The following is a 22,129-nucleotide window of genomic DNA, read 5'->3' on the forward strand; positions in this document are numbered from 1 at the left end:
CACTCTTAATTACCAAACACCCATGACTAAAAGAGCAATCGTTTAACAAAAACACTTTATAAATTTTGTACAGAAAAGTGTTGCCTTTTCATTAACCTATCTCTGCCAGGAACTTGTCCTAATAGTTTTTTCCTCTTGTTTATAGAAAGATTTTCTATGTCAAGCGAAGTCTGTCCGATTGTGAAAAATGCCATAATACTAAATCGGTTATTACATTCATAATCTTCTTTGTCAATAATTAAGCTAGTTTTCCCTAAATTTGATTTATCGTAAGTAACCGCTCGCTGTTGTAAAAATACTTCTAAATCCTTTTCTCGCTCACACTTAAAGGCACTAAAAGAAGGTAGCAAACTTTCCTCAGTTATACCACCTTCAAGCAGTTCGCCTAGCGAGAATACGATATAGTCTCTCACTTTTTAAATACCTTTCTTAATTTTTCTAAATGTGCGTTAGGGTGTTCATACTTTGATTCGAATTCTTTTGATAGTATTACTGGTGCATTCTGCGTCATACGTTTAACAAAGCTATCGGATTGAGCTTTAGAAAGATTAAAATTCTTTGTAAAACTAGTAGTTGCCATGATAGCACCTCCCTTATAATGTATTTTAGGAGTAGCACTCCAGCTACTCCTCACCCTCATTATGACATGCCTTGAACTTTTTGTCAAATATAGAATCTTTAAGACACAAAAACAGCCCCCAGCATATGCTGAAGGCTTATTTCGTCTTATCTCGGAGCTTTACCTCCTAAAATGGTTTTTTAGTTGCGGTGTAGGTAACACCATTAATAGTTATCGCTAGGCTATCAATAACCACATCAATCTTGTCAGACTGCCCGACACTGATGTCGGTCTGTTGATCATATTTGGAAAGTGGTCCATTTTCCTGCTCAATAGCTTTTAGACGGCTTGCCACACCTACAATATAACTATCAAATCCACTGGCAGCATAATCATATTTGGCACCACCAACAATAAACATGCCTTTCACAGCCTCACTGAAAGTCTTAGCACCGCTAACTTTGTAGCTGCCTCCAGCTCGTAACAGATAAAACCAGTCTGTCAAAAAGTCATCAACACTTTCGTAATGCATATAATGACCACCCTCGGCAACTGGTCTTGCTGTACCTTTGGTAACTGTGATACCGCTTGGACGGCTGCCTTGGCCAGTCCACGTCATACCGCCCCAATTGTTGTCGGCACGGCCTACAGCAGATTGCCCCCAAAGCCCCTCAAAATGCAACACAGTAATAGCATAGCTTAGCAAGATGTCATGCTCTTTGCACTTAGCTAGGATTTTATCCAAGATAGCTTTTTTAAGTACAGCTCCATTAAACAATAAGTCTCCGTCTTGTTTGACAGCAGGGCTTTGCTCCGCTACTTGTGGCTGTTTTAGCATCTCGTTTACTTTTGCTTGCACGGCATCATAGTTAGCACCAAGTGAGATTTTGCGCTGCTCGCCACTACCATGTTTGCCAGCGAGCACCTCCTTAGCTAGCTCATCAATACTTTTATTTGTTGGCTGAGTTTGTGACCCTGAGTAGCGATAGACATAAGAGTACATCCAACCGCTGGCTGCTGCTGTCTGATTATAATTGTCGATTGTAATGTTATTGCGAGCGTAATTACAATGGGTAATGTTATCTGGATCAATAAAAATACCCGTGTGACCACCAGCGCCAGCTGATTGACCGCGCATTCCCCAAATAAAAACATCACCACGTAGGCTAGCCCAATCCGCATTCTCGGCAATCAACTGATAACCGTTTTGGACTAGCCAATCATGCATGTACTCTGTATTGAGTAGCCAACCAGGATTACTAGCTCCTGCATAGATTAAAGCGCTACAAACAGAGCTAGAGCAGTCATAGCTATCAGGACCATTGCGATAATCCATGGAATAGCTGACACGACCCTCTTTTAAGCCCATCCACGCTATGGCTTTTTCAGTATCTACTGTCATTCTTCTTCCTCCTCAAAAAACGGGCAAAAGATAAGAGCAATCACGGCCAGTGGAAAATATAGCGCTGTGATAGCTATGATGACGGCTAGTTGTGTGATTGCTTTTTTCATCTTACTCCTTGATTTGTGACACATTCATCAGAACGCATGTTAGTCCTGATAGCAGTACCGCTGACAACATTGTTGGCCAGTTAATATCCGTAATCAACACACTTGATCCGATAAGGCCAACGGCTGTTTGTGCCATTGTCTTAATTGTTTTGATTGCTACTTTTTTAAACCATTTATTCATTTTATTTCTCCTTTGTCTCTAGTACAGTTAGTCGGATGTCGTGTGCATCGAGTCTCCCCTCATGCACCTCAATGTCTTTTCGCATCTCAGCACGCTCCTTTGTCGCTGTGTTGAGATTGTAATTTAAGTCCTTGATGGCATCGGTTAGAGGATTTACTGTATCTGTCAATAATTTATTATTTTCTGCTTGCAGCTGCTCGGCCATGCGATTGTCTGGCTCAATAACTAACTTCTTATAAACAAAAATCAAAGCCGCACCAATTGCCGTTATAGCACTAATAGCTGTCCCAAGCTCTTTTAGTTGTACTAAAAAGTCGTGCATCTAGTCACCTCACTCTGCCTTTTTGTCAACTTTTTGGCTAAGCAGCTCCATCACACAATCACGTAAATTAAATAGCTTCGGCACTTGTTCAAACTCACAGATGCCGTCACGAACACGACGATACCATACGTCAACGATTAAATAGTCTGTTGTAAATGTCATAGTCATTTCTCCTTGTCTTAACAGTTCAAATAGGGTCACAATAGTGTTTAAGGTGCGCTCCATCACTCTTTACCAGCAACTTCAGGCATCGTTAGTCCAGCTAAGCTTGACGTTACCAACTCAGTCAATTCAACGACAGCTTTATCAACCTTAGCTTGATTATCCTTAATAGCCTGTTCCCCTTTTGCTTGCATGGCAGCCATTTGCTTATCGTATTCCTTGACTTTTTCGTTAAGGATTTCAACTTTTTGCACCGACTCTGCCACAGCGTACTCAGTCACATACTCACGTACAAAAGCTTTCAAAGCCATATCTACTAAGTCATCTGCTTCCTTAGCTGTCTGGTCACCAATTAATTCAACGGGGATAAATAGGCCATTGTCACCAACTAGTCGCACTTCCGTTTTAGTAATTTTGCCTTCTTCATAGATAGGGTATGGTTTGCCTGATAGTTGTAATGTCTTCATGCTTATTCTCCTTTGCTTTCCTCAAATTGTTCTAAAATGTTGTCAATAATAATGATTTCCTCTGATGTAAATTCGTCTTCCGACTCTGCCAAGTATTCTAAAAAGTCGATAAATCGCTTAGAGTATTCATGGCCCTTGATAGTAATGTCCTCATTACCAAGCTCGGACAATAAGTCATTGAGTTCATCGAGCTTAGTCGGGTCTGCTAGCTTGATGTTTTTGCGCTCATCGATGACAAACTTGCCATCTTTGTCTTTTTGAGCATACAGATCAATAAGGTCACCCTCATCTTTGGCATACTCGTTGATTTTTTCAACGACTTTGGACAGTAGCTTGGCACGACCACGATTTGCCCGCATATTTGTGACCTTGATTTTGTCTAGCACACTATAAAGTGTGTTTAATTCCTTATTTTTAAGTGTTAAGTCCATGTTTTCTCCTAAATGTTGCTAATGTAATTGTTGTATTCGTTAATAATTGCAGTCCCAAAAGCCCCGTTACTTGGGTCCCAGCGGACATTATTAAAGTGTAGCCAGCATCTACCAAGAGCGACGACTGCACTATAAAGTTTATTCAAGTCCACCATCGTATTTAGTTTTGTTGGTGTCATTTTAAACCCACGATTCAAGCTAAAATCATCGGAAAAAATAATATCATCACCGTAAATTTCAGCTTGGTCCACATAAGCTGTATGCTCATATCCGCTAGCACCACGGAAAAATCTAGCCCCACAGAAGCGGCCGGACGAGGCTGAATTGACACCATCACCAGATGAGGTGATGCCAATCGAAGCGTATAGTGCCGAGCCAGTATACCCTTTTGGTGTGGCATTGCTAAAGTGGACAAAGGCAGTGTGTGTGCCGTCTTTACGAACCAAGGCATTATTTCTGCTATTAAAATTGATGGTCGCATCGCTGTTAAAGTCCATCTTAGCCGTGTTCAGGTCAATTAACATCGCACCATTTCTAGCTCTGATAACTTTACCCTCGAGCATATCCACAATCGCATAGCCAATTCGGGCTTTGATAAAATCAGCATCTAAACCAACAATGCTAGAAGCATTGAGATTAATCACCCTAATCTTAGCAGCGTCAATCGTGCCTGCAATAATCTGGTCAGCCCTGATTTTGATAGCCTCGGCTATCTTTGTGGTAAAGGTGCCGTTAACAGTTGTATTGCCATCAAGAGCGATGTTTTTGCCTGCGATGACTGCGCCATACGCGTTGAGGTTAATTGCTGAGATTATCTCACTACCAGACATCTTACTTTGCGGGATTTTGTCCTTAATCGCAAGCATGATACTATCGCCAGACAGTCGCAGCATAGATTGGATTTTTTCCAGGGATACGCTGGCATTAATTAGGCTTTTAAGCTGTGTAAAGTTAGAGGAGATAGTCTCATCTTGGTTGGCTATTCTGCGCTCATAGCCTGCCACTGTTTCTGCCAGGTTATTGTAATTGCCTTCAGCGTCACGTAATCGTCTGACATAGCTATCAACCGTTGATTGGATTTGACTAACTGCACCAGTGCGATCCCGTATCTCTTGAGCAATTTTGTCTGAGGTTTGAGCGACTGATGATTGTAGTCCGGTCATCTGATTTTCAAACTGTCTGACTATACCACTGGCGGAAGCCTTAATCTCAGCTTGCAGGTCTAACTTATCATCGCGCATGGTGGCTTTTAAGCCCTCGATACCAGCTTGGTAACTTGATGATAACTTCCTATCAGCATCTTGATACTCACGTCTGATACCGTTGATAGTGTCATTTATGAGCACTAGCTTTTTGTCAGTATCCTCGCTGATACGTGTAGCGACACCTCTGGCGGAGTTGACTATCTCGGTCTTAATCGTACCGTCATAGTACTCCTGCAACATGCCACGGTTAGTCAATTTGATTTTTGACCACAAGTTAGAATTTTCGGTGTCTGTCAGCTCTAAATTAATAGACTGTAGACCACTAAGCATCTCCTCAAGACTTTTAAACACACCTGTCGACTCACCGCTACCCTCAACTACCACAGGCGCTACGTATCCAGTCGCTTTATCCCCTCGCTCAATCATGAGTTGGTTAAAGTGCGCTGTCCCTAGACAGTTGCTGGCTAATCTGACTTTTTGATTATCGTCCTCTGCGGTAAACGTGTAATGCACACGTCCATCTGGTCCTATGACGAGGTTTGACTCGTCTAATGTTATTGTTGGGTCTCTGCTCAATTGTTACCTCCTAATTCTGTCCATAAATGTCAATGTCAAATGTGCCACCGTAAAGTTTGACATATAGGGCTGCGCCGTTAAAATTGGCAAATATGTAATGATTGCCTACTGTGATATACCCTGCACCAATGTCATCAGCTTGCTTAACCACCTCTACACCGTCTGCACTAAAGATATAAGTGTCATAAACGTTTAATCGCGTAAAACTTGTGGTTAGTTGCCCGCTAAACAATAAGATGCGTTCTGACAATGGCTTTCGCCAAATAAGATTATTGTTATACCAAACCTCACTAATAGCATTGTCTTCGTAAAAGATTTGTTTAGTCCCTTGGAAATCAATAATTGTCATTTGCCATCCCTCACTAGGTAAATCACTCCAGGGACTTGGTAACTAGGAGCACTTGAAACAACTTGGACATTTAAAACAGCATCTCGACCAGGTCGTCCAGGATTGCCTTGTTGGCCTGGAGGGCCTTGTGGGCCTATCGGACCTTGTTCTCCCATTTTCGATACAGAATAGGCGGTTTGAGTTGTTCCGTTGCTATATTGCCATACGACTTCAGTCCATAAAAATTGCCCTTCTGGTACGTATGGTGGAGTTGTAAACCATTCACCATACCGAGGAACGGTTGTTCCCAGAGTTCCTGTGGCATACCTTATTGTGGTATTTGTGATTCCAACACCAGCTGGCCCTGTCGCTCCTCTTGGCCCATCTAGACCGGGTGTACCGTCTTTTCCTGGCAGACCTCTTTCACCTTTTGGCCCCGTCTCGCCATCTTTTCCGTGAGGTAAACTGATTGATTGTCCGTCGGAAAAAGTGACTTTTGTAGACTTAGCAGTACTGCCAAACCAACTTCCTAAATACGACCCACTTGTCTCTTCGGTTATCGAGCTGATTGTGATGGATTTTCCAGGAGCTCCATCGTTGCCCTTAGGACCTACATCTCCCTTAGGCCCCTTATCCCCTTTAAGTTGCTCACGCTGCTCTGGCGTTAACTGCTCAAACGTCATCTTGCCATCAGCGCCTTTAGGACCAGGCGGACCTTGCTCTCCTTTGTCGCCTCTAGGACCTCTAAAATCGCCCTCGACAACAGCCTGTGAGTCATCATCTAACCTAAGAGTTAATTGTCCGCTATCAACTGTCCCACTAACAACCTTAGCACCAGTGTCTCCTTTAGGCCCCTGCTCTCCCGTGGGGCCGGGCGGACCTTGCAGACCTGTATCGCCAGTCTTGCCAATCGGACCCGTTGGGCCAATTGGGCCTCTTTCTCCTCTAGGACCTTGAGGTCCCATAGGACCACGCAAGTCGTTTAGCTCACTAAATCGGCTTTTACCATCACCAACTTTTGGGTAACCCGTAGTCATGTCAATTCCAATTTCTCGCTCCATTAAAATATCAGAACTTGATTCCCACTCTTGCGTGGACATGCCTCTATGCTGTATCCTTGCTGATGCAACTTCTTTTGACATTAAATACCTCCGTTTCCGTCAAAAATAATATCTGGGTTTTCCGCCCAGTTCAAAACTAAATCAGCACTATTACCATCCACAACCTCTTTATAAGTCATCTCAAGCGCTAATTCCTGTGTGTCTGACGCGTTTAAATCTACTTGCTTAGATTTATACCAATCGCCAGTTAAAACAGCCGTGTAGCTCAAAGGATAAACGCTGATGACCTCTTTATCTTTAGTCAGGTCAAAGGTCTGCGGCTCCATTTTGGCTTTGGTTGGGGTCAGTACCAGTTTAACTCCTTTGTTGTTAGCCTGTGTCAGCGTGATAGCCACTTTTTTGAGTAGTTCGCACGTTTGACTAAAGCTAATCGTGTAGGTCTCGCCACGCCTGAAGCCACCATCGTTGGCCTCGACCTCGATATAGTCCTGATCATAGGTTTTTACACGATTAGGGTCGCCAACCAATAAATTTTTGTTGTAGCGGGTCTTACCGTCTGTCCCGATGATTTCGGCAGTTAAACGATATTCTTCGCTTGTCTCGCTGACCTTGTTTTTTAAGTCATCAAAGCTTTGTTTAATCGATGGGATGTCATCAACCTTGATAGCCTCTGTGATTTTCTTGATGGCTTCTTCTGGCAAAGCTAGGTTTTTCAGGGTGTCTCTAAACTCTTCAAGCTCTTTGTCAGTACGTTCATCAACTTCTTTGATTTGTTCTTTTAAGGTGTTAAATTGCAAGCCTTCTTGCTCAACCTTCTTTTTAAAATTATCAAATTCAAGGTTAACTTTGCGCCAATTGTCTTCCATCTCCTTTTTGCCAGTCTCGATGCGTTTTTCGATGTCTTGCAAAAATTCCTGAAAATTTACACCAAGGCCTGTGATGGTCTCCAAGGATTCATCTATCATGTTTTGGACAGCCTCTTTGCGAGATCGTGACTCACGATTTTGGACGACGCTGTAATCACCGAGTGTTACGACTGACCTGTTAAAATTTAGCTTGTCAATATCAATCGCATCAACCCGAGTTTCAAAGGCAATTTTTACCTCATCATAGATAATGGCTACTGAGTCGCCTTTCCACGTCTCAGGACCAATATCTAGTATCTCTGCTTTGTAGATTCTAACAGGAATTGACAAGCGTTGCAGCTCTTCCCAAGTGGCTTTTAATAATTCGGCTTTATCCTCGATTTCCTCATTGACAAAGACACCCCAGCGGTGCTTTAACTCGCCGTTTTGTGACAAGCCGTATTCTTCTCTGGCACTATCTAGTGCCACAAAGTTTTGACCAGCTGGTTTGTCTATCGGGTCGCCTTTTTCGACTGACCAAACAATGTCAGTAAATTCAATTCTTCGACCGTAGCCTTGCCGCCTTTCTTCCTGTGGCAAGTGTCCTTCGACATCTTTAGACTCCGCTTCTTCGTGTTGGATTTCCTCGCCTTTGCCTCTGCCAATCAGACAAGTCACAATGTCATCTGTTGATTCCTCGTAGACGACTTTTAGCAGGTTGTTGCCATGTTCAAATTGCTTACCAGTTGGCTTTCCAAAACGCTTTTTGAGATCGATATATCGACTAGTGATTTTGTTATTAATAAAGGTGTACCTGACATTAAACTCGCAGTTAAAAGCTTCTACAACCTTAATCAGAGCCGCTCGTGGACTGATGTAGTAATAACTAAGTGTTCTAGCCTCAGAAATGCCCTCAACTTTACCAACCTGATAACCAGTGCCTTCTAAGGCACCATCAATACAAGCATCTGCGGACGATTGCCTAAATCGCTTGTCTTTGATAATGGCAATGGTGTCAAGGTCACTCTCAGCTTTGTCTAAGCCTTTGTAAAATTTACTATCTTCTAGGTTATAATCAATAACTTTAAAAAGTTTGAAGACCTCTCTTTCCTCGTCTGGGACTTTGTGGAAAAATCCAAAGTAAACAAAAGGCTCAATGTCATAGTCAATTGGCATTTCAAAACTAGCTTGGTCCCAATCATTGTTTTTAACCTTAAAATGCCACGATAGCAAGTCCTGATGGCCAACGGTATCAATTAATTGCTCCAGCTTATCAAAGAGATAAATCATAGATAAACCTCCCTAAAATCAGCTGTAATCGTGGCATTGTCACACTGCAAAGTATTTTTACCAGGTAGTAGCTCAAAATAGCGACTGTTAACCATATCTAAATCGCCAAGGATGTTGCGGCCGTTCTGGGTAATTTTACCTGTGGCCATATCAATCTTGATTTCGTCAATGGTATAAGTACCAGTCAATCTGATATACTTCTGGCTTTCGACATGTAGCAGCCTGATTTCTTTTGTTGGTGATGATAGATTGAGGGTAATGATAGGTTTTGTTGATACTTGACCTTTATAATTAATGACATTCCCTTTTAAAGATGTTATGTCTTTAAATTTGTAAGGGTCATAACAAATAATTTCGATTTCAATGATGGCTTCACAACGCTTTTCTTTGAGATCAGGAAACTTTTTTAATTGACCTAAGTAATAACAACCATCATCATCACTAAATTCAAATTTTGTAACTTTTGCTTTGACTAACAACGCATGCAGATTACTAGCTATCTGTCCAAAGCTAGTAACATCCTTTGCTTTTAGATATACCATCCAAGTAAGCGGCAAGTTATCCTTAGTTTTCTGATGGTAATAGGCCCCTTGCCTACCCATGACTTCAGTAACTTGATGATTGTATTCACCTGCATGCCTTCCCTCAATTTTGATTGTTTTAAAAGAAGCAGAGTCGCTTTTTAAAACATCTTCTAGCAACTGGCCATTGACTGTTGTTGTCAGCGGCAAAAATGTGAGTTTGCCATCGACTATTTTTCTAAACATCACTGCTCCTCTCTAAAAACTAGACGATTTTAAGCGCAGCGCTTCGTCTTTACGCTGTAACTCTGATATTTTATCTTTGAGTTGTACAAGAGTCATATTACCAAGCATAACCGTTAAATCGATGATCTGGTCTTTATCCTTATTGCCTTTTACGAGCTCTATAAGCTGCTTTAGTAAAGATACTATTTCAGCATTATCAATTGTGATGTTGTTTTTGTTAATCGACTGATTACCTGCTGACAACTCTTTAATAAACCGAGATTCAGATGAAATACCAACACCGTGAGCATATTTGGGAATGCCCCTAGAAAGCATCAAATCTCTTGTTTTACTAGCACGCAAAACTTTTGAACCTTTTGGCAATGGTAAAACAACATCTCTACCTTCAGGAATAAATGATTCACCAGTTGGTAAGGTAACCAACTCCTTGTATAGTGGCCCTTTTTGGTCATTGACCATGGCTAATCCACCAGGGTGGAAATCAGTTCCTTTTTCATGTCCAAAAATTTTACGGACAAACGTGGTAATAGTTGTTGTAACACTCGTAGGAATGCTAGCTAATGACCACTTTACGCTTTGAGCGACACTGCTAGCATTATCTTGAGCTCTAATAACAGCTGGGCTATTTTGTTTAGGACTGTTAACGCTGGCATGTGCTTGCGCCACAGTTGGTCCCGTTTTATCCTCTGCCTCAATTGGACGTGGAGGTCCTGCCACAACGCTATCGAGATTTTGTTTTGCTGTAGCTACTGGTAGCGGAGTTCCATCGATAGCTGTAATTTCTTTACTTACCGCTGGAAGATTATTCCAGTTTTCTAGCATTTTTTTAGCAGTACCAGCTTTATTAACAAAATCTTCATTTTTAAGAGCAAGCTCTTTTTGTTTTGGTGTTAATTGATTCCAAATTTCCAGTAAGTTTTTACTTTCGTAAATTTTGGCCAGTCCCTCATCATTTGTAAAGACCAGTTTCTTCTCTTCTGGGGTCATTTTTTGCCAATCACCATTTGCGATCAATGCTTCTGCGATTTTGACTCTAGCATTTGACTCTAAGTTAGCATGCTTAAGCATAAACTTGAGCTGGTTCCAACCTTCCTCTGATTGAGAGGCTTTTATTACCTCATCAATAGCATTAGACTTAACCTGAGCTTTCTTCTCGTCAAAGGTTAGCGATGTCCACAGTGCATTAGCTTCCTTAGTCTCTTTAGACATATTTGCTGTTGATTTTGCTAACAAATCCAGATTAGCACCACCTTTTTTGGCGGCTGCATCCACCTTATTAGCCAGCTCATCATAAGACAGACCAACTTCTCGCAAGAATTTTTTAGCCCGTTGACTATTTTCCTGGATATTTGTTGTCCAGTCTTTTAGTCTAGCTTTTTGCCTAAAGTCACGAGCTTCAGCAGCTTGAGCATATTTTTCAGCTAAAGCATTCATGGTGGCTTCATGCTCATTTTTAAGAGTTTTCATTCGACCGTTATAGTCTTCTTGGCTAATAGCCTCTTTATCAAGAGCTTCTTTGAGAGATTTAGCCTTAGAATCGTATAATTTTTTCTCTTCTGAGATAGCTTTTTCCAGGGCTGTCATCGTTTTTTTGAGCTGAGTCTCATTTAATGTTGTCACATCATTGTTAAAGGCTTTCATCACTGATAAAGCCTGCTTATTAGATAAACCCATAAGCTCTAGTTTTGCTCTAACCAACTCTTTTTGAGCATTTTCAACAATAGTTCGTTCCTCAGCAGTCAATCGTTTTACGTTGCCATTATGACGATTATAGATAGTATTGATTTCATCAACCATCAATCTAGCATTCTCAACTACTCGATTATTATGCTCTTTACCTTTAGCTACCTGTTCAGCAGTAAGCCCTATCTTATTACCAAGCTCCTCCATTCGTTGGTTAGCTTTTGTTAACTCATTTTCTAGATCACCTAATAAGCCCTTGAAACTATCTTTTACCCTTTGGATGGCAGGAGAACCTATAGCATCAAATCTAATCATTGATTCTGTGCTCTCATCTACTTTATTTTTAAAGCTGTCCAAGGCTTGACGAGTATTGCCAGTTAAAGTGGTTCCCCACTCCTCCGACTTCTCTCTAGCTTTATCTTTAGCATGATTTAAAGCTAGTAAGACACCTGTCAAAGCGACAGTCCCACCAATCAACAAACCAATTGGATTTGACAGTAGATTGATAGTTGATGTTAGACTGCCAAATTTTGTACTAGCCCCACCAGCAGCTGTTCCCGATGCTTCAACTGCACTCTCAAGTGCTTTTAGTGCCGCAGCGCCTTTTCTAGCACCAGCAAGCTTACCAATCCATTCGACAAGTTTACCGACACCAGAACTTGTTTTACCGATTATGCGTAAAAATGGCGATGCTGCAGCAGTCCCTGCTACAAGATAAGCGATAAATCTCTTAGTCTCTGGGTTTGCATTTGAGTATGCTTTAGCTAGGTCTCCAATCGTTTTAAAGAGTGGCTCTAAAGCATCTAGTGCATTTGACGCAGCTTCCATCAGAGGACCACCAATCTCAATAGCAATGTCATTGATTTTATTCTTAACAATTTTTAGTTTGCTTTGGAAAGTTTCATAGCGTTTGCTTGCTTCGTTTGTTAAAGCCGTATTTTCTTTCCAGGCTGTATTTGATACATCAATGGCTTTTCCGAGTGTTTCAGAAGCTAATCCAAGAGATTTAAGCATATTAGATTGACGGACGCCGCTGAGCCCCAACTCATCTAGTACTTTTGTGGCGCTTTCGCCTTTTTTATCTAATTGTCCAAGACCTTTAATAAACTCCTGCAAAGCGACGATTGGCTTTTCTTTCCATGCCTTAGCAAAATCTTTTGATGACATATTGGCAATTTGAGCAAATTTGGTTAAATCTTCTCCACCATTAATGACAGCTGTCTCAATGGCTGATAGTGTTTGAGTCATGGCTGTACCACCAGCTTCTGCTTCAATACCAACGCTTGACATAGCTGCCGCCAACGCTAACATTTCTTGGTTAGTTAAGCCAGCAAGTTTACCAGATGCTGCAATGCGGTTTGTCATCGCAACAATATCTCTTTCAGTTGTCGCAAAATTATTACCTAAAGCGACAACAGAACTACCAAATCTAGAGTATTCCTTGGATGTTAACCCTGTGATATTTGCGATTTTCGCAATAGATGATGCAGCTTCTTCAGCGCTTAGATTTGTTGATTGTCCCATGTCAATCATGACACGAGTAAATCCTAAGACATCTTTTGTTTTGATACCTAATTGTCCAGCAGCCTCTGCAACAGCTGATATTTCCGTTGTTGATGCTGGGATTTCTTTAGCCATTTTTCTAATGCCATTAGATAACCTTTCGTAAGAATAGGTTACTCTTCCATTGGCATCTCTAACTTCATCCACCGTCTTTTTGACACCGGTAAACGCAGTGTCAAAATCGCTAGCAGCTTTAATACTGAGTAGAGCCCCCGCTCCAAATCCTGCGCTAATCCATTTAGTTTTATCTGCGAGTGTTTGTAATTTTTGGCCAAAAACATCAATCTGCTTGCCACTACGTTGTAAAAAACCAGTAAAGCCTGTCTGACCAGACGCTTCTTGAAACGCTTTTGAAACATTTCCTAGCTGAGCTTCTAGTTGAGCTAGCTTGGCATTTTCTCGCTCAATTTGCACGGCAGAAGCTTCCCATTTATCTGTTCCAGGATCCAGTTCGTCGAAATCAGCTTTTAAATTAGTCAATACTTTTTTTTGAGCATTGATAGCTTGAGTTAGCGTCTTGTACTTCGCCTGTAAGAGTCCAACATTCTTGCCATTGCTTTTCAACGCTGAGTCAAGAGCTCTAGCCTCTGCTTTGAAATAGTTAACAGCCCTTTTAGTACTCTGTAGTTTTGGATCAAATTTTGATGTATCAAGACCCAATTCAATAAACATGCTTCCTAACGGTGTTCCTGTTCCCATATTTCCTCCTTTCCTCAAAAATTAAAGGCCTCAAAAAGAGACCTTATCCTAACTGTCCTATAAATTCCTCTAAAGACATGACTTTTTCTTTTTTCTCTGATGCCCCTAAAACAGCTAACAAATCTTGCCAATCAGTTTCCATGACATCCTTGACAGACATGCCGAAATCAGAGCGGATAATGTCTTGAGTGAACTTATAAAATTTTTCCAAAGCCTCTTTAGGCTCTAGGCGTTTTCCTTTGGGTCATCAGGATCTCCACCAATCAATTTGACATATACATCAGCTAAAATGTTGTTGAGTTCATACATATTAAGCTTGTCATACATCATATCAACTGTTAGCCCATCAAATAGCCCAACGATAAATTCCAGCTGCCTGTCAAGTTTTGCATACTCTGGTGCGTCACTATCAGATAGCTCTTGTTGTAAAACAAGATAATCGCGATAATCACGTACAGTTAAAGATTTACATTCTTTAACTACTTTTTCGCCAGTTTCATTTTTGATTTTGATTTCTAGGATTGCCATTTACTTTTCCTTCTTATTCTTTTTTTTAAGAAATGCAGTTACTTCTTCAGTATTTAGATCAAGCCCAAAATCACCAGTCCGAGGACTAGCTGGGCTTAGCCTTTTTTTACTTTTAGAAGCTTGACCAGTTGCTGCGCATTAGTTCCTGTTCCTTCTGTCTCTTTATCAAATGCCCATCCGACGTACTGACCTTTTGATTCTCCTTCATCTCCAGGCTGAGCAGTAAAGACAAGTTTTTGGCTGTCAAGACCTTCATTTTTCTCTTCTTTAGATTTCCATTCAATGTCATCCATAGAAAATGTTCCTTTGAAAAATCCAAGATAGGCATTTTTACCGCCAGTTGCTGGTGCTTCAAGCAAAACAGATACTTCTGGTGATTCTGTATCTTCACCAACAAAAGTTACACCTGTCGAAGATGAACCATCTTTATATCCTAAAATTTTCTTTAGAACATCAAATGGGATGTCGATTGCTTCCGTTTCCATTTTGACATCACCTACACCGCGACGAGATGTGTAGTAGGCAATATCTGAACCAAATGTTTTAACTGGTTCTGATGCTAGTCCACTAATTTTAGCAACCTTAGTAGCACCTTTATCTTTTGTTCCTTCGATGACAAAAGAATTTGTTGAGTCATCAAGGATTGTGATTGTCATGCGTTTAAATCCAATTGCTTGCATGTATTTCTCCTTTAATAATCTTCGTAAATATCGCTTAAACCCCTAAAAGTTCTAGCATCTAAATATCTGCCAGTATCTCGATCAAACCTCTCAAAACCTGCATCATTTTGATAAAAACCAATCTTTTCCAGTTGTTTTTCAATACGACGTTGCAAGTCTTTGCATTCTAATCTAGATGTGCTTTCAACCTCGATTTGATAGAGAAACTTTTTTGATAAGGCTGTGTCAGAACCAAAAGTTGATTGTTTTGGCGCAGTTATCGGCAAAATGACAATGCTTGTCTGATCGTCTAGCAGACTTTCTGATCGTTCAAAAGATTTTATTTTGACTAACTTTAAAACATTGTCTGCTTTTAACAAGTCAAACACTTCTGTTAACATGTCTCTAACCATCGAAACCTCTTTTCAGCTTGTCACGGATACCTCTTGGATAAATAGTTTCCAAAATATCAGAATAACGACGAATAACACCTACGCCACGTCTGTTGAATTTCCACCCGTATTCCAATTCTTGGAGGTGAACTATGTTCCAGCGTGGAGATACAAACCCTAATTTAACTTTAGGAATACCATCTTCTCTTCTTACACCAGAAACAACTGTACTCTCTGCGGTCTCTCCTGTCCGCTGATAGACAGAGATAGCAGATTTAAAACTAGGTTCTAGTTCTTTGCCAATTTCTTTTAGCGACTGATTAACTACCCTGTTAACTTTCGCAGGGCCTAACTTCTTTTCCATATTCGCCAGAAGTTCTTCAACACCTTTTAAATTTGCAAATCCACTCATGCTAACCTCCAGCAACAATGATTAAAAATTTTCTGTCATTAAAATCCGGTCTGACATCTATAATCCCTAACTTTCCTTTGATACGACTATCTACAATCTCTACAAAGTCAGAATTACTCGGGTGGTATTGATTTAGTGGATCACGTATTTTCAAGGTCATCTTTGCTTTTACCTTACGCATGTTAGCAATCTCAATGTCTTTACTACTAGGGTTATAGACTTCCCCTCGTGTTTTGTAGACTAAATCTAGCTTTGTGTCACGACCGTCAAGGCTATCATCTGTCGTAGAGGTATAAAATTTAATAGCTGTTTTTAGCTCACCGTTACCAGTTTTTGCCTTTTTGATGCTTTTCCCTTTAATCATGAGATGGCTCCTCGATGTCTTTATATTTGTTAGTTAAATACAATGTTTCGATTTCATCCGCATAATTTTTCTGGAATTCGTCTAAAGCGTCATAGTAAACATACCTGGCACGCTCAAAAGCTAGCTCAAGCAATTCTTCGCTAGCTTCTGTTGCGCCAGTCAAATTGGCAACAGCTTTGATGCTAGCAGAGATCATAGATGACACATTTTTGTCTTCTTCTTCGTCACTATCAAAAATTCTCATCCTTGTTTTAAAAGCATTTAAATTTTTTTCAGTAACTTCCTGCGCATCAATAGCCATTATTCTTCCTCGCCTTTCTTAGCTTTAGTTGCCTTCACTTCCTCATAAAAGTCAGCAGGCACACTTGCTGAAAGCTCATCAAAACGAGTTTTTGAGACCTCGAAAACTTCGTCAACTTGACGGATGACATTTTCTTTGTGGTCTCCAAATGGCTTCAAAACCTTTAGTTTCATTGACTACCTCCTATTAGCCTCCAGCCAACGTCAATAATGCAGCTGTATGATTATCCTTGGCTTTGCCGTAGAAATAATTTTTAGTGAGATATAGCTGCAAATCTTCCATGGCAAATGTCTGATCATACTCTTCGATTGTTGATGCGGTTGCCATAAACGCATCATAACGATTTGCGACAAAAGCAATCGCTTTTCCTGTCTCTACTGCAAGAGATTCAAGGATTGTGATACCGTGCGGCAAAACAGTGACATACTCGCCAAATTGATTACGTGACGTAAATTGTGCTTCAAGTGCCCAGCGATCTTCTGGATTCAAAAGTAGCTTAACTTGACCAGCAATTTTTAAAGGACGTTTTTTATCATTAATAGATAGATGTTTCATGACAGGCACAAGTTTTTTGGGTGCGTTATCTGGTGTTAAATCAGATAAATCTGCAATCGCTTCTTTGTCCGTTTTGTAAGTTGTGATGTCACGACCTGTCGATTGGTCAACAGTTGGTTGAGACAAATCTTTAAGTAATCCAACGGGCTGCAATAAGCCATCACCTTTAACAATTGCTAATTCAAGCGCTACTGCAATGGCTTCTTTCAATTGCTCTGTGATAAATTGTTTGATCCATTTAGGGCCAAATTTAAGAGCATCCTTAGGAATAACCACAAATGCCGTAAGTTTGAATTGACTAAAGTCTTGTTCTTTAAAGGCTTGTTTCAATTGACCTTTAATTTCTCCGAAAATATCACCCCAAACAGCAGTACCAGAAGTTTCTGCGGTAAGAGCTTTTAGACGCAGACTAGTGTTTTTAAAGTTGATAACTTTTAATAGTGGATGCTCAGCAACTAAATCATCAAAAACTTGGACCATGGTTTCTTCTGGTAGAAGTTTAAATTTATCTTTTCCACCAACATTTTTATCAATGTCGTTAAAAAACTTGATTTCTTCTGCTGTTAATTCACGGTTTTTGTCTCGCAAATCAAACATGCGTTCCATTTCTTCTTCGTTTTTTGCTAGAATTTCATCACCCATCGTGGTAAAGGCAGCTTCAAATAGCTTTTCTTGTTCTTCTGGTGTTGCCCCTGCTGAGATTTTTGCGCTCAGTTCGGCAACAGCTTCGCGGTATTTTGGTAATTCTTTTAAGTTAATTGCCATGTGTTCTCCTTAATGTCTAAAAAATAAATTTTGCAAATGGGGATGAGGCTTTTTCTTTAAGCTCAGTCACCGCATCGCCTATAACTTCTGTTAATTCATCAGCATCAATAGATACTTTAAGCTCTGATACTGTCCGATTTTTATAATCGTTAATCATTGGCTCGACAATAGCCTTGACACGAGCTTCAAAGTCATCTTTTTCCTGATTCGCTTGAGCTTTTTTCTGAGCCACCATGTTTTTAAATTCTTCGATTTTATCCTTAGGAACTAAATCGATTCCAGCCACAAGCGACGGCATCTCATTGTATAAGATGTCATCAATTAAACCGATTTCTTTAGCACTGTTAGCTGTAAACCATGTTTCAGCATCTAGTAACTCTCTGATTTCAGCCTCTTGTTTTCCTGTTTTTTTGGCATACATTCCAGCTAGCGATATGCTCGCATTTTCGACAACTTCGCTATCATGTTTTAATTGCCTGTAATCTCCATAGCTCCCCCAAGAAGCATTGTGGATCATAATTTGAGCCATCGGAGATGCCTTGATAACATCACCGGCCAACATGATAATGCTTGCAATGCTTGCTGCTAGTCCTGTGATAACAACTTCCACGTTGCCAGGATAATCCTTTAAAGCAGAGTAAATTTCACTACCTACAAAAACTTCTCCGCCACCAGAATTTAGTCGGACTTGGATGTCTTCTCCAGCCGCACTATCTAAAAAATCATGTACTTGTTTAGCGGTAATACAAGGTTTTTCCCACCAATCGTAGTACCACTTGTCCCCCTCGCTGACGACTGGGCCATTAAGTTTCAACTTCTTCATCTACTTCACCCCCTCTCTCCAGAACAGATTCATAGTTCTTGGTCATATAAAGAACTTTTCCTAAGCCGTCTGGTAACTCAGGAAGTCCAATTTCCTCTCTGACCTCATCAATAAAGACAAATCCAGAGGAAATCAGCTTATCTGCTTGGTTAGACACCGAAAATAAATCATAGTTTTTTAATCCAGTTACTTTGATAAAACACCCTTCAAGTGTTTCGGACTTGTCGAAAATAGCACATTCTAAGCCATCTACAATATTTGTCACTATCGACTCAATAGGACCTTCAAGTAGTAACTCATAGTTTTTTTGATTGTCAGCTATATCTCCATGCAATAAAGAGATTGGAATACCAAGCATTTCTGCAAACTCTGCCATGTATTGATCTTTTAGTTTTTTGATGTCATCTACATATGATTTAACAGCCCCTGTGTTTTTTGAACCGTATTCTTCGTAGTTAGTGTTAGCAGTAACTGGGATTCCAACAACAGACTCTGTTCTAATTTTTTCGATAGTGCGTTTGAAAAAATCTTTGTCTGATTTAGGCTGTCTCCCACCGTCACTATTTTCCTGAGCACGTTCCCTCACTTTATCTTTAGGCGGTATCATGGTAAAGCGTATTTGATTGGCTATTTTCTGGTTATTAATGACATGACCAAGCAATTCCCCATACTCTTCCCAAAGTGACTCGACTTTTGACATTAAATCGCTATTATCATTTTTTAAATAAATGACTTGATCAAAAGTAAATGTCTTTTCGTAGGTTTGTCCCTGAACTCGTGACACTTTAAATTGACTTCCAGATAGTTTTTTATCCTGTGTAAAACTATCTGCCACGTAAATGCCCTTGCCTGGTATGACAAAAATTAATGTTTCTCCATCAACTAAAAGCTTCTGGATTACTTCAACCCAAAACTGGGATGCCGATTGGTTAGGATTCGCTTTGGTGTTAATCCAATACAACCAATCTTTTTGATTTTCGGTTAATTTTTCTGGAGTTTTTAACCTAAACGTTGACTTAGAAATTATCCTTGCTAAATAATTGACACATTTGTAGAGAGCATCTTCTTTTAAGACGACATTTATTAATTTTTCTGATGTCGTACTTCCTGAGTCATCGTCTGACAGTGTTCCAGATTTTTTGAAGGAAAAGAAGTCTAAAATCCCCATTTAACAACCTTTCTAGGTGCTATTTAAATACGTTTATATGATTATTTACCCACAAAAACATTTGAAATTGCCTTAAAATGGCTATCTCAGCACCGTTTTATATATTCACTTTACCTGTTTTTACTTCCCCTTTTGCCGAACTTTTTAAGACATATAAAAAGCACCTAGTCAGGTGCTAAAACTTATCTTCTATAGGTTCCAATTTGACTGGTATAATTTTATAATTTTTACCACATTTCCTATCTTCAAATGCTATTTTAGCTTTCTTTTCTGTTTCAAAAGTCAAAGCCTTACAATCACTAGTTCTTTGATGTGGTGGACTATATCTATAATCAGTCCCATATACAAAAAATCCTGTCTTTTTATTTATAATGCAATAAGTCTTCACTGTTAATACCACTCCATGACATCATCATAAAAATCGGCATCACTTGTTATCTCTAGCGTGTCTGCTCGATACATTGCATACTCAAATGCTTTAAAACCATCTGTCTTGCGTCTGGTATCTTCTTTTTTGACATACTCAACATTACCATCACTTTTTAGACGACGTAAAACATTATGTGTATACCAACGCATCATATCGTTATGACCAAAAACAACTCTGTGATTAGCAAATGCTGTTTCAATTCTTGGTGCTAATAAGCTATCAATAGCTCTAGGATTTCTAACAATTTCTATTTGATAACCTGGTGGGGCAGTAAACGTATTTTTTGACAAGACCTCAAAACCTTCTCTCTCAAATAACGGTTTTAAAATTTCCATGCGGAAGTTATCTGATACGATACGTTGTAAATCATACCCTTCTTCGTCTCTCATTTTTACAAACCAATCAACAATATATTGGGGATTGATACTTGCTTCATCGATAACCGTTAATAGACCTTCTTGTTCCCATTTTTTGATAGGGGCAAATTGTCTCTTACCATTGATTGAGTCTTTACGCTTAGAGTAACCATAATAAGTATCAACAAATTCCTTACGAACAAATGAATGACTCAGCCAAACATAGTCGTCCCCATTTTTAAATAATAGACCAACAGCAGCGAAGTCACGAATAGCAGCATAGTCTAAACCGCCAATACAAACTTCACCTCTCATATCTGGCAACTCTCGTTTGGTTGCTACAAGCTCCTCATGACTCGCAACACTTCTTTCAACGTCCATGACTGGGAAGTCCATGCGCTTTGTCATAAACTCTTCACGGTTTGACGGATCTTCAATCATTTCTTCGTATTGCTCGCAAACCATGTCAAACAGCTCTTGAGCATAGTCGCTCATCGGCTGATGGAACATTGGATTAGCCTTTTGCCATTTTTCCTTATCATCTACTTCGTGCTCTTCGTCGATTTTACAGATAAAAGGAAACATCGAGTTCCATCTAGCAGCACCACTTAATACTTTTTTAGCTTTATCTTTCATCGAGTCAATAAAGCCCTCTCTAACATAACCATCAGTGCCAATATAAAACTCTCGAGCATTTTTTACTTTACCAAGACCAGATTTATGGACACGAACATCTTTGTTTGACTCGTACTGATGTATCTCATCAAAAACAACCATACCATCACGCAAACCATCTTTCGTATTTCCATTAGAGGTTCTAAAGCGCATTACACTATTAGTGTGTATTGATTTGATTTCACTTTTTGTATTGTAATAGATTTCTTTTAGTTTTGGATTACTCTCAACTGTATTATAAATTTCGTCAAAACTGGTCTTTGCTTGGTCCTCGCTATTTGCGACTAATGACACATTGTAATTCTTAATGCCATGAAAAGGGCTAATCAAATAAGCAATAATTCCAGATATTAAACCATTCTTACCACCACCACGGCCCATCATAATCAATATTTTTTTATAGACGTTTCGATTGGTTTCCGAGTACCTCAAAAATACAAAAGAGATGATAAATTTTTGGAAATTTTCCAGTTTAAAGAACCATTTTTCAATAAAATTTATACAATTTTTTATGTTTTTTTCATCAAAAAATATCTCTTTTTTCTCTATTCTGGGGACAATTTCTCGATAAATGTAAGCAACTAAATCCTTTCGCTCTTGATTAAAAATGACCCTGCCTTTTTCAAAATCATCAATGTAATTTTGGACATATTCAATCAATCAAGACACCTCCTAAAGAAACTCCGAGGGGTCCGCAAAATTGGTATTATTTTGTTCATTTTTAATCTCTTCTTTTTTCTTCTGAAAAAATTCCCCAAGCTTTATGAGCTGTTGATTTATCTTAGTTTTTTCCCCTATTGCAGAGTTCGCTTTTAGGAAGCTCTGCGCTCCATTTTTTACTAAAATCATGTACCCATTTTCTTTAAGCGATTGATCAAGCTTTCGATAAATTTTCACGAGATTCAAGTACCTTTCGACAATTTCAACCTCGAAGGAACTCTCCTGATCAACGAGTCCCAAAAGCTCTTTTTTTAATTCAGAGATTTTCATTTTTCATCACTCTACCCCCTCCCTCTAAATATGTGCGCAAAAAACACATTTTTGGTCAAA

27 protein-coding genes are annotated in these 22,129 nt (G+C 39.7%); all 27 read right to left on the minus strand.

Features of this window, described 5'->3' with window-relative positions; translation table 11 throughout:
- Positions 1-56 precede the first annotated feature (56 nt).
- The gene (locus H346_RS0105860) at positions 57-413 is read right to left on the minus strand and encodes a hypothetical protein (protein WP_027970271.1); all 357 of its coding nucleotides are present in this window, start codon (positions 411-413) and stop codon (positions 57-59) included.
- Positions 410-580, minus strand: coding sequence for a hypothetical protein (locus H346_RS0105865; protein ID WP_156888860.1), 171 nt, complete (start codon positions 578-580; stop codon positions 410-412). The genes H346_RS0105860 and H346_RS0105865 overlap by 4 nt, the downstream gene beginning before the upstream one ends.
- Before the next feature lie 166 nt (positions 581-746).
- A complete protein-coding gene (locus H346_RS0105870) occupies positions 747-1,961 on the minus strand; it encodes a peptidoglycan amidohydrolase family protein (protein WP_027970273.1) in 1,215 nt (404 codons plus the stop codon).
- A gap of 111 nt (positions 1,962-2,072) precedes the next feature.
- Positions 2,073-2,252, minus strand: a complete 180-nt coding sequence (locus tag H346_RS0105880) for a holin (RefSeq protein ID WP_027970275.1) — start codon at positions 2,250-2,252, stop codon at positions 2,073-2,075.
- Position 2,253: 1 nt separating this feature from the next.
- Complete coding sequence (locus H346_RS0105885; protein ID WP_027970276.1) at positions 2,254-2,574, minus strand: hypothetical protein; 321 nt, start codon at positions 2,572-2,574, stop codon at positions 2,254-2,256.
- Positions 2,575-2,583: 9 nt separating this feature from the next.
- Entirely contained in the window at positions 2,584-2,736 is a 153-nt protein-coding gene (locus tag H346_RS09805; protein ID WP_008087460.1) for a hypothetical protein, read from the minus strand.
- Between the two features lie 62 nt (positions 2,737-2,798).
- Positions 2,799-3,203 carry a DUF1366 domain-containing protein gene (locus H346_RS0105895; RefSeq protein ID WP_027970277.1) on the minus strand — a complete coding sequence of 135 codons (405 nt, stop codon included), beginning with the start codon at positions 3,201-3,203 and terminating at the stop codon, positions 2,799-2,801.
- Between the two features lie 2 nt (positions 3,204-3,205).
- Positions 3,206-3,634 (minus strand): DUF1617 family protein, encoded by a 429-nt coding sequence (locus tag H346_RS0105900; protein ID WP_027970278.1) that lies wholly within the window; start codon positions 3,632-3,634, stop codon positions 3,206-3,208.
- An 8-nt stretch (positions 3,635-3,642) separates the two neighbouring features.
- Positions 3,643-5,415, minus strand: a complete 1,773-nt coding sequence (locus H346_RS0105905) for a gp58-like family protein (protein ID WP_027970279.1) — start codon at positions 5,413-5,415, stop codon at positions 3,643-3,645.
- A gap of 10 nt (positions 5,416-5,425) precedes the next feature.
- Positions 5,426-5,764 (minus strand): hypothetical protein, encoded by a 339-nt coding sequence (locus H346_RS0105910; RefSeq protein ID WP_027970280.1) that lies wholly within the window; start codon positions 5,762-5,764, stop codon positions 5,426-5,428.
- Positions 5,761-6,885, minus strand: coding sequence for a hyaluronate lyase N-terminal domain-containing protein (locus tag H346_RS10955; RefSeq protein WP_051188362.1), 1,125 nt, complete (start codon positions 6,883-6,885; stop codon positions 5,761-5,763). The genes H346_RS0105910 and H346_RS10955 overlap by 4 nt, the downstream gene beginning before the upstream one ends.
- The gene (locus H346_RS0105920) at positions 6,885-8,939 is read right to left on the minus strand and encodes a phage tail spike protein (RefSeq protein WP_027970281.1); all 2,055 of its coding nucleotides are present in this window, start codon (positions 8,937-8,939) and stop codon (positions 6,885-6,887) included. The genes H346_RS10955 and H346_RS0105920 overlap by 1 nt, the downstream gene beginning before the upstream one ends.
- The gene (locus tag H346_RS0105925; protein ID WP_027970282.1) at positions 8,936-9,706 is read right to left on the minus strand and encodes a distal tail protein Dit; all 771 of its coding nucleotides are present in this window, start codon (positions 9,704-9,706) and stop codon (positions 8,936-8,938) included. Before H346_RS0105925 ends, H346_RS0105920 begins: the two co-directional genes overlap by 4 nt.
- Before the next feature lie 12 nt (positions 9,707-9,718).
- Positions 9,719-13,651 (minus strand): phage tail tape measure protein, encoded by a 3,933-nt coding sequence (locus H346_RS0105930; RefSeq protein ID WP_027970283.1) that lies wholly within the window; start codon positions 13,649-13,651, stop codon positions 9,719-9,721.
- A 43-nt stretch (positions 13,652-13,694) separates the two neighbouring features.
- Positions 13,695-13,862, minus strand: a complete 168-nt coding sequence (locus H346_RS10505; RefSeq protein WP_156888861.1) for a hypothetical protein — start codon at positions 13,860-13,862, stop codon at positions 13,695-13,697.
- A 14-nt stretch (positions 13,863-13,876) separates the two neighbouring features.
- Positions 13,877-14,179 (minus strand): phage tail assembly chaperone G, encoded by a 303-nt coding sequence (gpG, locus tag H346_RS0105940; RefSeq protein WP_027970285.1) that lies wholly within the window; start codon positions 14,177-14,179, stop codon positions 13,877-13,879.
- A 95-nt stretch (positions 14,180-14,274) separates the two neighbouring features.
- Entirely contained in the window at positions 14,275-14,859 is a 585-nt protein-coding gene (locus H346_RS0105945) for a major tail protein (RefSeq protein ID WP_027970286.1), read from the minus strand.
- Between the two features lie 11 nt (positions 14,860-14,870).
- The gene (locus H346_RS0105950) at positions 14,871-15,251 is read right to left on the minus strand and encodes a hypothetical protein (protein ID WP_027970287.1); all 381 of its coding nucleotides are present in this window, start codon (positions 15,249-15,251) and stop codon (positions 14,871-14,873) included.
- Positions 15,244-15,642 carry a hypothetical protein gene (locus H346_RS0105955; protein ID WP_027970288.1) on the minus strand — a complete coding sequence of 133 codons (399 nt, stop codon included), beginning with the start codon at positions 15,640-15,642 and terminating at the stop codon, positions 15,244-15,246. Before H346_RS0105955 ends, H346_RS0105950 begins: the two co-directional genes overlap by 8 nt.
- A gap of 1 nt (position 15,643) precedes the next feature.
- Positions 15,644-16,006 (minus strand): hypothetical protein, encoded by a 363-nt coding sequence (locus tag H346_RS0105960; protein WP_037562728.1) that lies wholly within the window; start codon positions 16,004-16,006, stop codon positions 15,644-15,646.
- Positions 15,999-16,307, minus strand: a complete 309-nt coding sequence (locus tag H346_RS0105965; protein ID WP_027970290.1) for a hypothetical protein — start codon at positions 16,305-16,307, stop codon at positions 15,999-16,001. Before H346_RS0105965 ends, H346_RS0105960 begins: the two co-directional genes overlap by 8 nt.
- Positions 16,307-16,480 carry a hypothetical protein gene (locus H346_RS10645; protein ID WP_167320972.1) on the minus strand — a complete coding sequence of 58 codons (174 nt, stop codon included), beginning with the start codon at positions 16,478-16,480 and terminating at the stop codon, positions 16,307-16,309. Before H346_RS10645 ends, H346_RS0105965 begins: the two co-directional genes overlap by 1 nt.
- A 13-nt stretch (positions 16,481-16,493) precedes the next feature.
- Positions 16,494-17,627 carry a phage major capsid protein gene (locus H346_RS0105975; RefSeq protein WP_027970291.1) on the minus strand — a complete coding sequence of 378 codons (1,134 nt, stop codon included), beginning with the start codon at positions 17,625-17,627 and terminating at the stop codon, positions 16,494-16,496.
- Between the two features lie 16 nt (positions 17,628-17,643).
- Positions 17,644-18,450, minus strand: a complete 807-nt coding sequence (locus H346_RS0105980; RefSeq protein ID WP_027970292.1) for a head maturation protease, ClpP-related — start codon at positions 18,448-18,450, stop codon at positions 17,644-17,646.
- Positions 18,431-19,618 carry a phage portal protein gene (locus H346_RS0105985; RefSeq protein ID WP_027970293.1) on the minus strand — a complete coding sequence of 396 codons (1,188 nt, stop codon included), beginning with the start codon at positions 19,616-19,618 and terminating at the stop codon, positions 18,431-18,433. Before H346_RS0105985 ends, H346_RS0105980 begins: the two co-directional genes overlap by 20 nt.
- Positions 19,619-20,008: 390 nt before the next feature.
- Positions 20,009-21,739, minus strand: a complete 1,731-nt coding sequence (locus H346_RS0105995; protein WP_027970294.1) for a terminase large subunit domain-containing protein — start codon at positions 21,737-21,739, stop codon at positions 20,009-20,011.
- Between the two features lie 12 nt (positions 21,740-21,751).
- On the minus strand, positions 21,752-22,069 hold the full coding sequence (locus H346_RS0106000) for a P27 family phage terminase small subunit (protein WP_011017379.1): 318 nt from the start codon (positions 22,067-22,069) through the stop codon (positions 21,752-21,754).
- Between the last annotated feature and the right edge of the window lie 60 nt (positions 22,070-22,129).

This window comes from Streptococcus castoreus DSM 17536 (assembly GCF_000425025.1).
Taxonomy (GTDB): Bacteria; Bacillota; Bacilli; order Lactobacillales; family Streptococcaceae; genus Streptococcus; species Streptococcus castoreus.

What these genes read in the sequence shown, in the direction of transcription:
- H346_RS0105865 (WP_156888860.1), bottom strand. Translation starts at nt 580, where the DNA reads ATGGCAACTACTAGTTTTACAAAGAATTTTAATCTTTCTAAAGCTCAA.
- H346_RS0105870 (WP_027970273.1), bottom strand. Translation starts at nt 1,961, where the DNA reads ATGACAGTAGATACTGAAAAAGCCATAGCGTGGATGGGCTTAAAAGAG.
- H346_RS0105880 (WP_027970275.1), bottom strand. Translation starts at nt 2,252, where the DNA reads ATGAATAAATGGTTTAAAAAAGTAGCAATCAAAACAATTAAGACAATG.
- H346_RS0105885 (WP_027970276.1), bottom strand. Translation starts at nt 2,574, where the DNA reads ATGCACGACTTTTTAGTACAACTAAAAGAGCTTGGGACAGCTATTAGT.
- H346_RS09805 (WP_008087460.1), bottom strand. Translation starts at nt 2,736, where the DNA reads ATGACATTTACAACAGACTATTTAATCGTTGACGTATGGTATCGTCGT.
- H346_RS0105895 (WP_027970277.1), bottom strand. Translation starts at nt 3,203, where the DNA reads ATGAAGACATTACAACTATCAGGCAAACCATACCCTATCTATGAAGAA.
- H346_RS0105900 (WP_027970278.1), bottom strand. Translation starts at nt 3,634, where the DNA reads ATGGACTTAACACTTAAAAATAAGGAATTAAACACACTTTATAGTGTG.
- H346_RS0105910 (WP_027970280.1), bottom strand. Translation starts at nt 5,764, where the DNA reads ATGACAATTATTGATTTCCAAGGGACTAAACAAATCTTTTACGAAGAC.
- H346_RS10955 (WP_051188362.1), bottom strand. Translation starts at nt 6,885, where the DNA reads ATGTCAAAAGAAGTTGCATCAGCAAGGATACAGCATAGAGGCATGTCC.
- H346_RS0105920 (WP_027970281.1), bottom strand. Translation starts at nt 8,939, where the DNA reads ATGATTTATCTCTTTGATAAGCTGGAGCAATTAATTGATACCGTTGGC.
- H346_RS0105925 (WP_027970282.1), bottom strand. Translation starts at nt 9,706, where the DNA reads ATGTTTAGAAAAATAGTCGATGGCAAACTCACATTTTTGCCGCTGACA.
- H346_RS0105930 (WP_027970283.1), bottom strand. Translation starts at nt 13,651, where the DNA reads ATGGGAACAGGAACACCGTTAGGAAGCATGTTTATTGAATTGGGTCTT.
- gpG (WP_027970285.1), bottom strand. Translation starts at nt 14,179, where the DNA reads ATGGCAATCCTAGAAATCAAAATCAAAAATGAAACTGGCGAAAAAGTA.
- H346_RS0105945 (WP_027970286.1), bottom strand. Translation starts at nt 14,859, where the DNA reads ATGCAAGCAATTGGATTTAAACGCATGACAATCACAATCCTTGATGAC.
- H346_RS0105950 (WP_027970287.1), bottom strand. Translation starts at nt 15,251, where the DNA reads ATGGTTAGAGACATGTTAACAGAAGTGTTTGACTTGTTAAAAGCAGAC.
- H346_RS0105955 (WP_027970288.1), bottom strand. Translation starts at nt 15,642, where the DNA reads ATGAGTGGATTTGCAAATTTAAAAGGTGTTGAAGAACTTCTGGCGAAT.
- H346_RS0105960 (WP_037562728.1), bottom strand. Translation starts at nt 16,006, where the DNA reads ATGATTAAAGGGAAAAGCATCAAAAAGGCAAAAACTGGTAACGGTGAG.
- H346_RS0105965 (WP_027970290.1), bottom strand. Translation starts at nt 16,307, where the DNA reads ATGGCTATTGATGCGCAGGAAGTTACTGAAAAAAATTTAAATGCTTTT.
- H346_RS10645 (WP_167320972.1), bottom strand. Translation starts at nt 16,480, where the DNA reads ATGAAACTAAAGGTTTTGAAGCCATTTGGAGACCACAAAGAAAATGTC.
- H346_RS0105975 (WP_027970291.1), bottom strand. Translation starts at nt 17,627, where the DNA reads ATGGCAATTAACTTAAAAGAATTACCAAAATACCGCGAAGCTGTTGCC.
- H346_RS0105980 (WP_027970292.1), bottom strand. Translation starts at nt 18,450, where the DNA reads ATGAAGAAGTTGAAACTTAATGGCCCAGTCGTCAGCGAGGGGGACAAG.
- H346_RS0105985 (WP_027970293.1), bottom strand. Translation starts at nt 19,618, where the DNA reads ATGGGGATTTTAGACTTCTTTTCCTTCAAAAAATCTGGAACACTGTCA.
- H346_RS0106000 (WP_011017379.1), bottom strand. Translation starts at nt 22,069, where the DNA reads ATGAAAATCTCTGAATTAAAAAAAGAGCTTTTGGGACTCGTTGATCAG.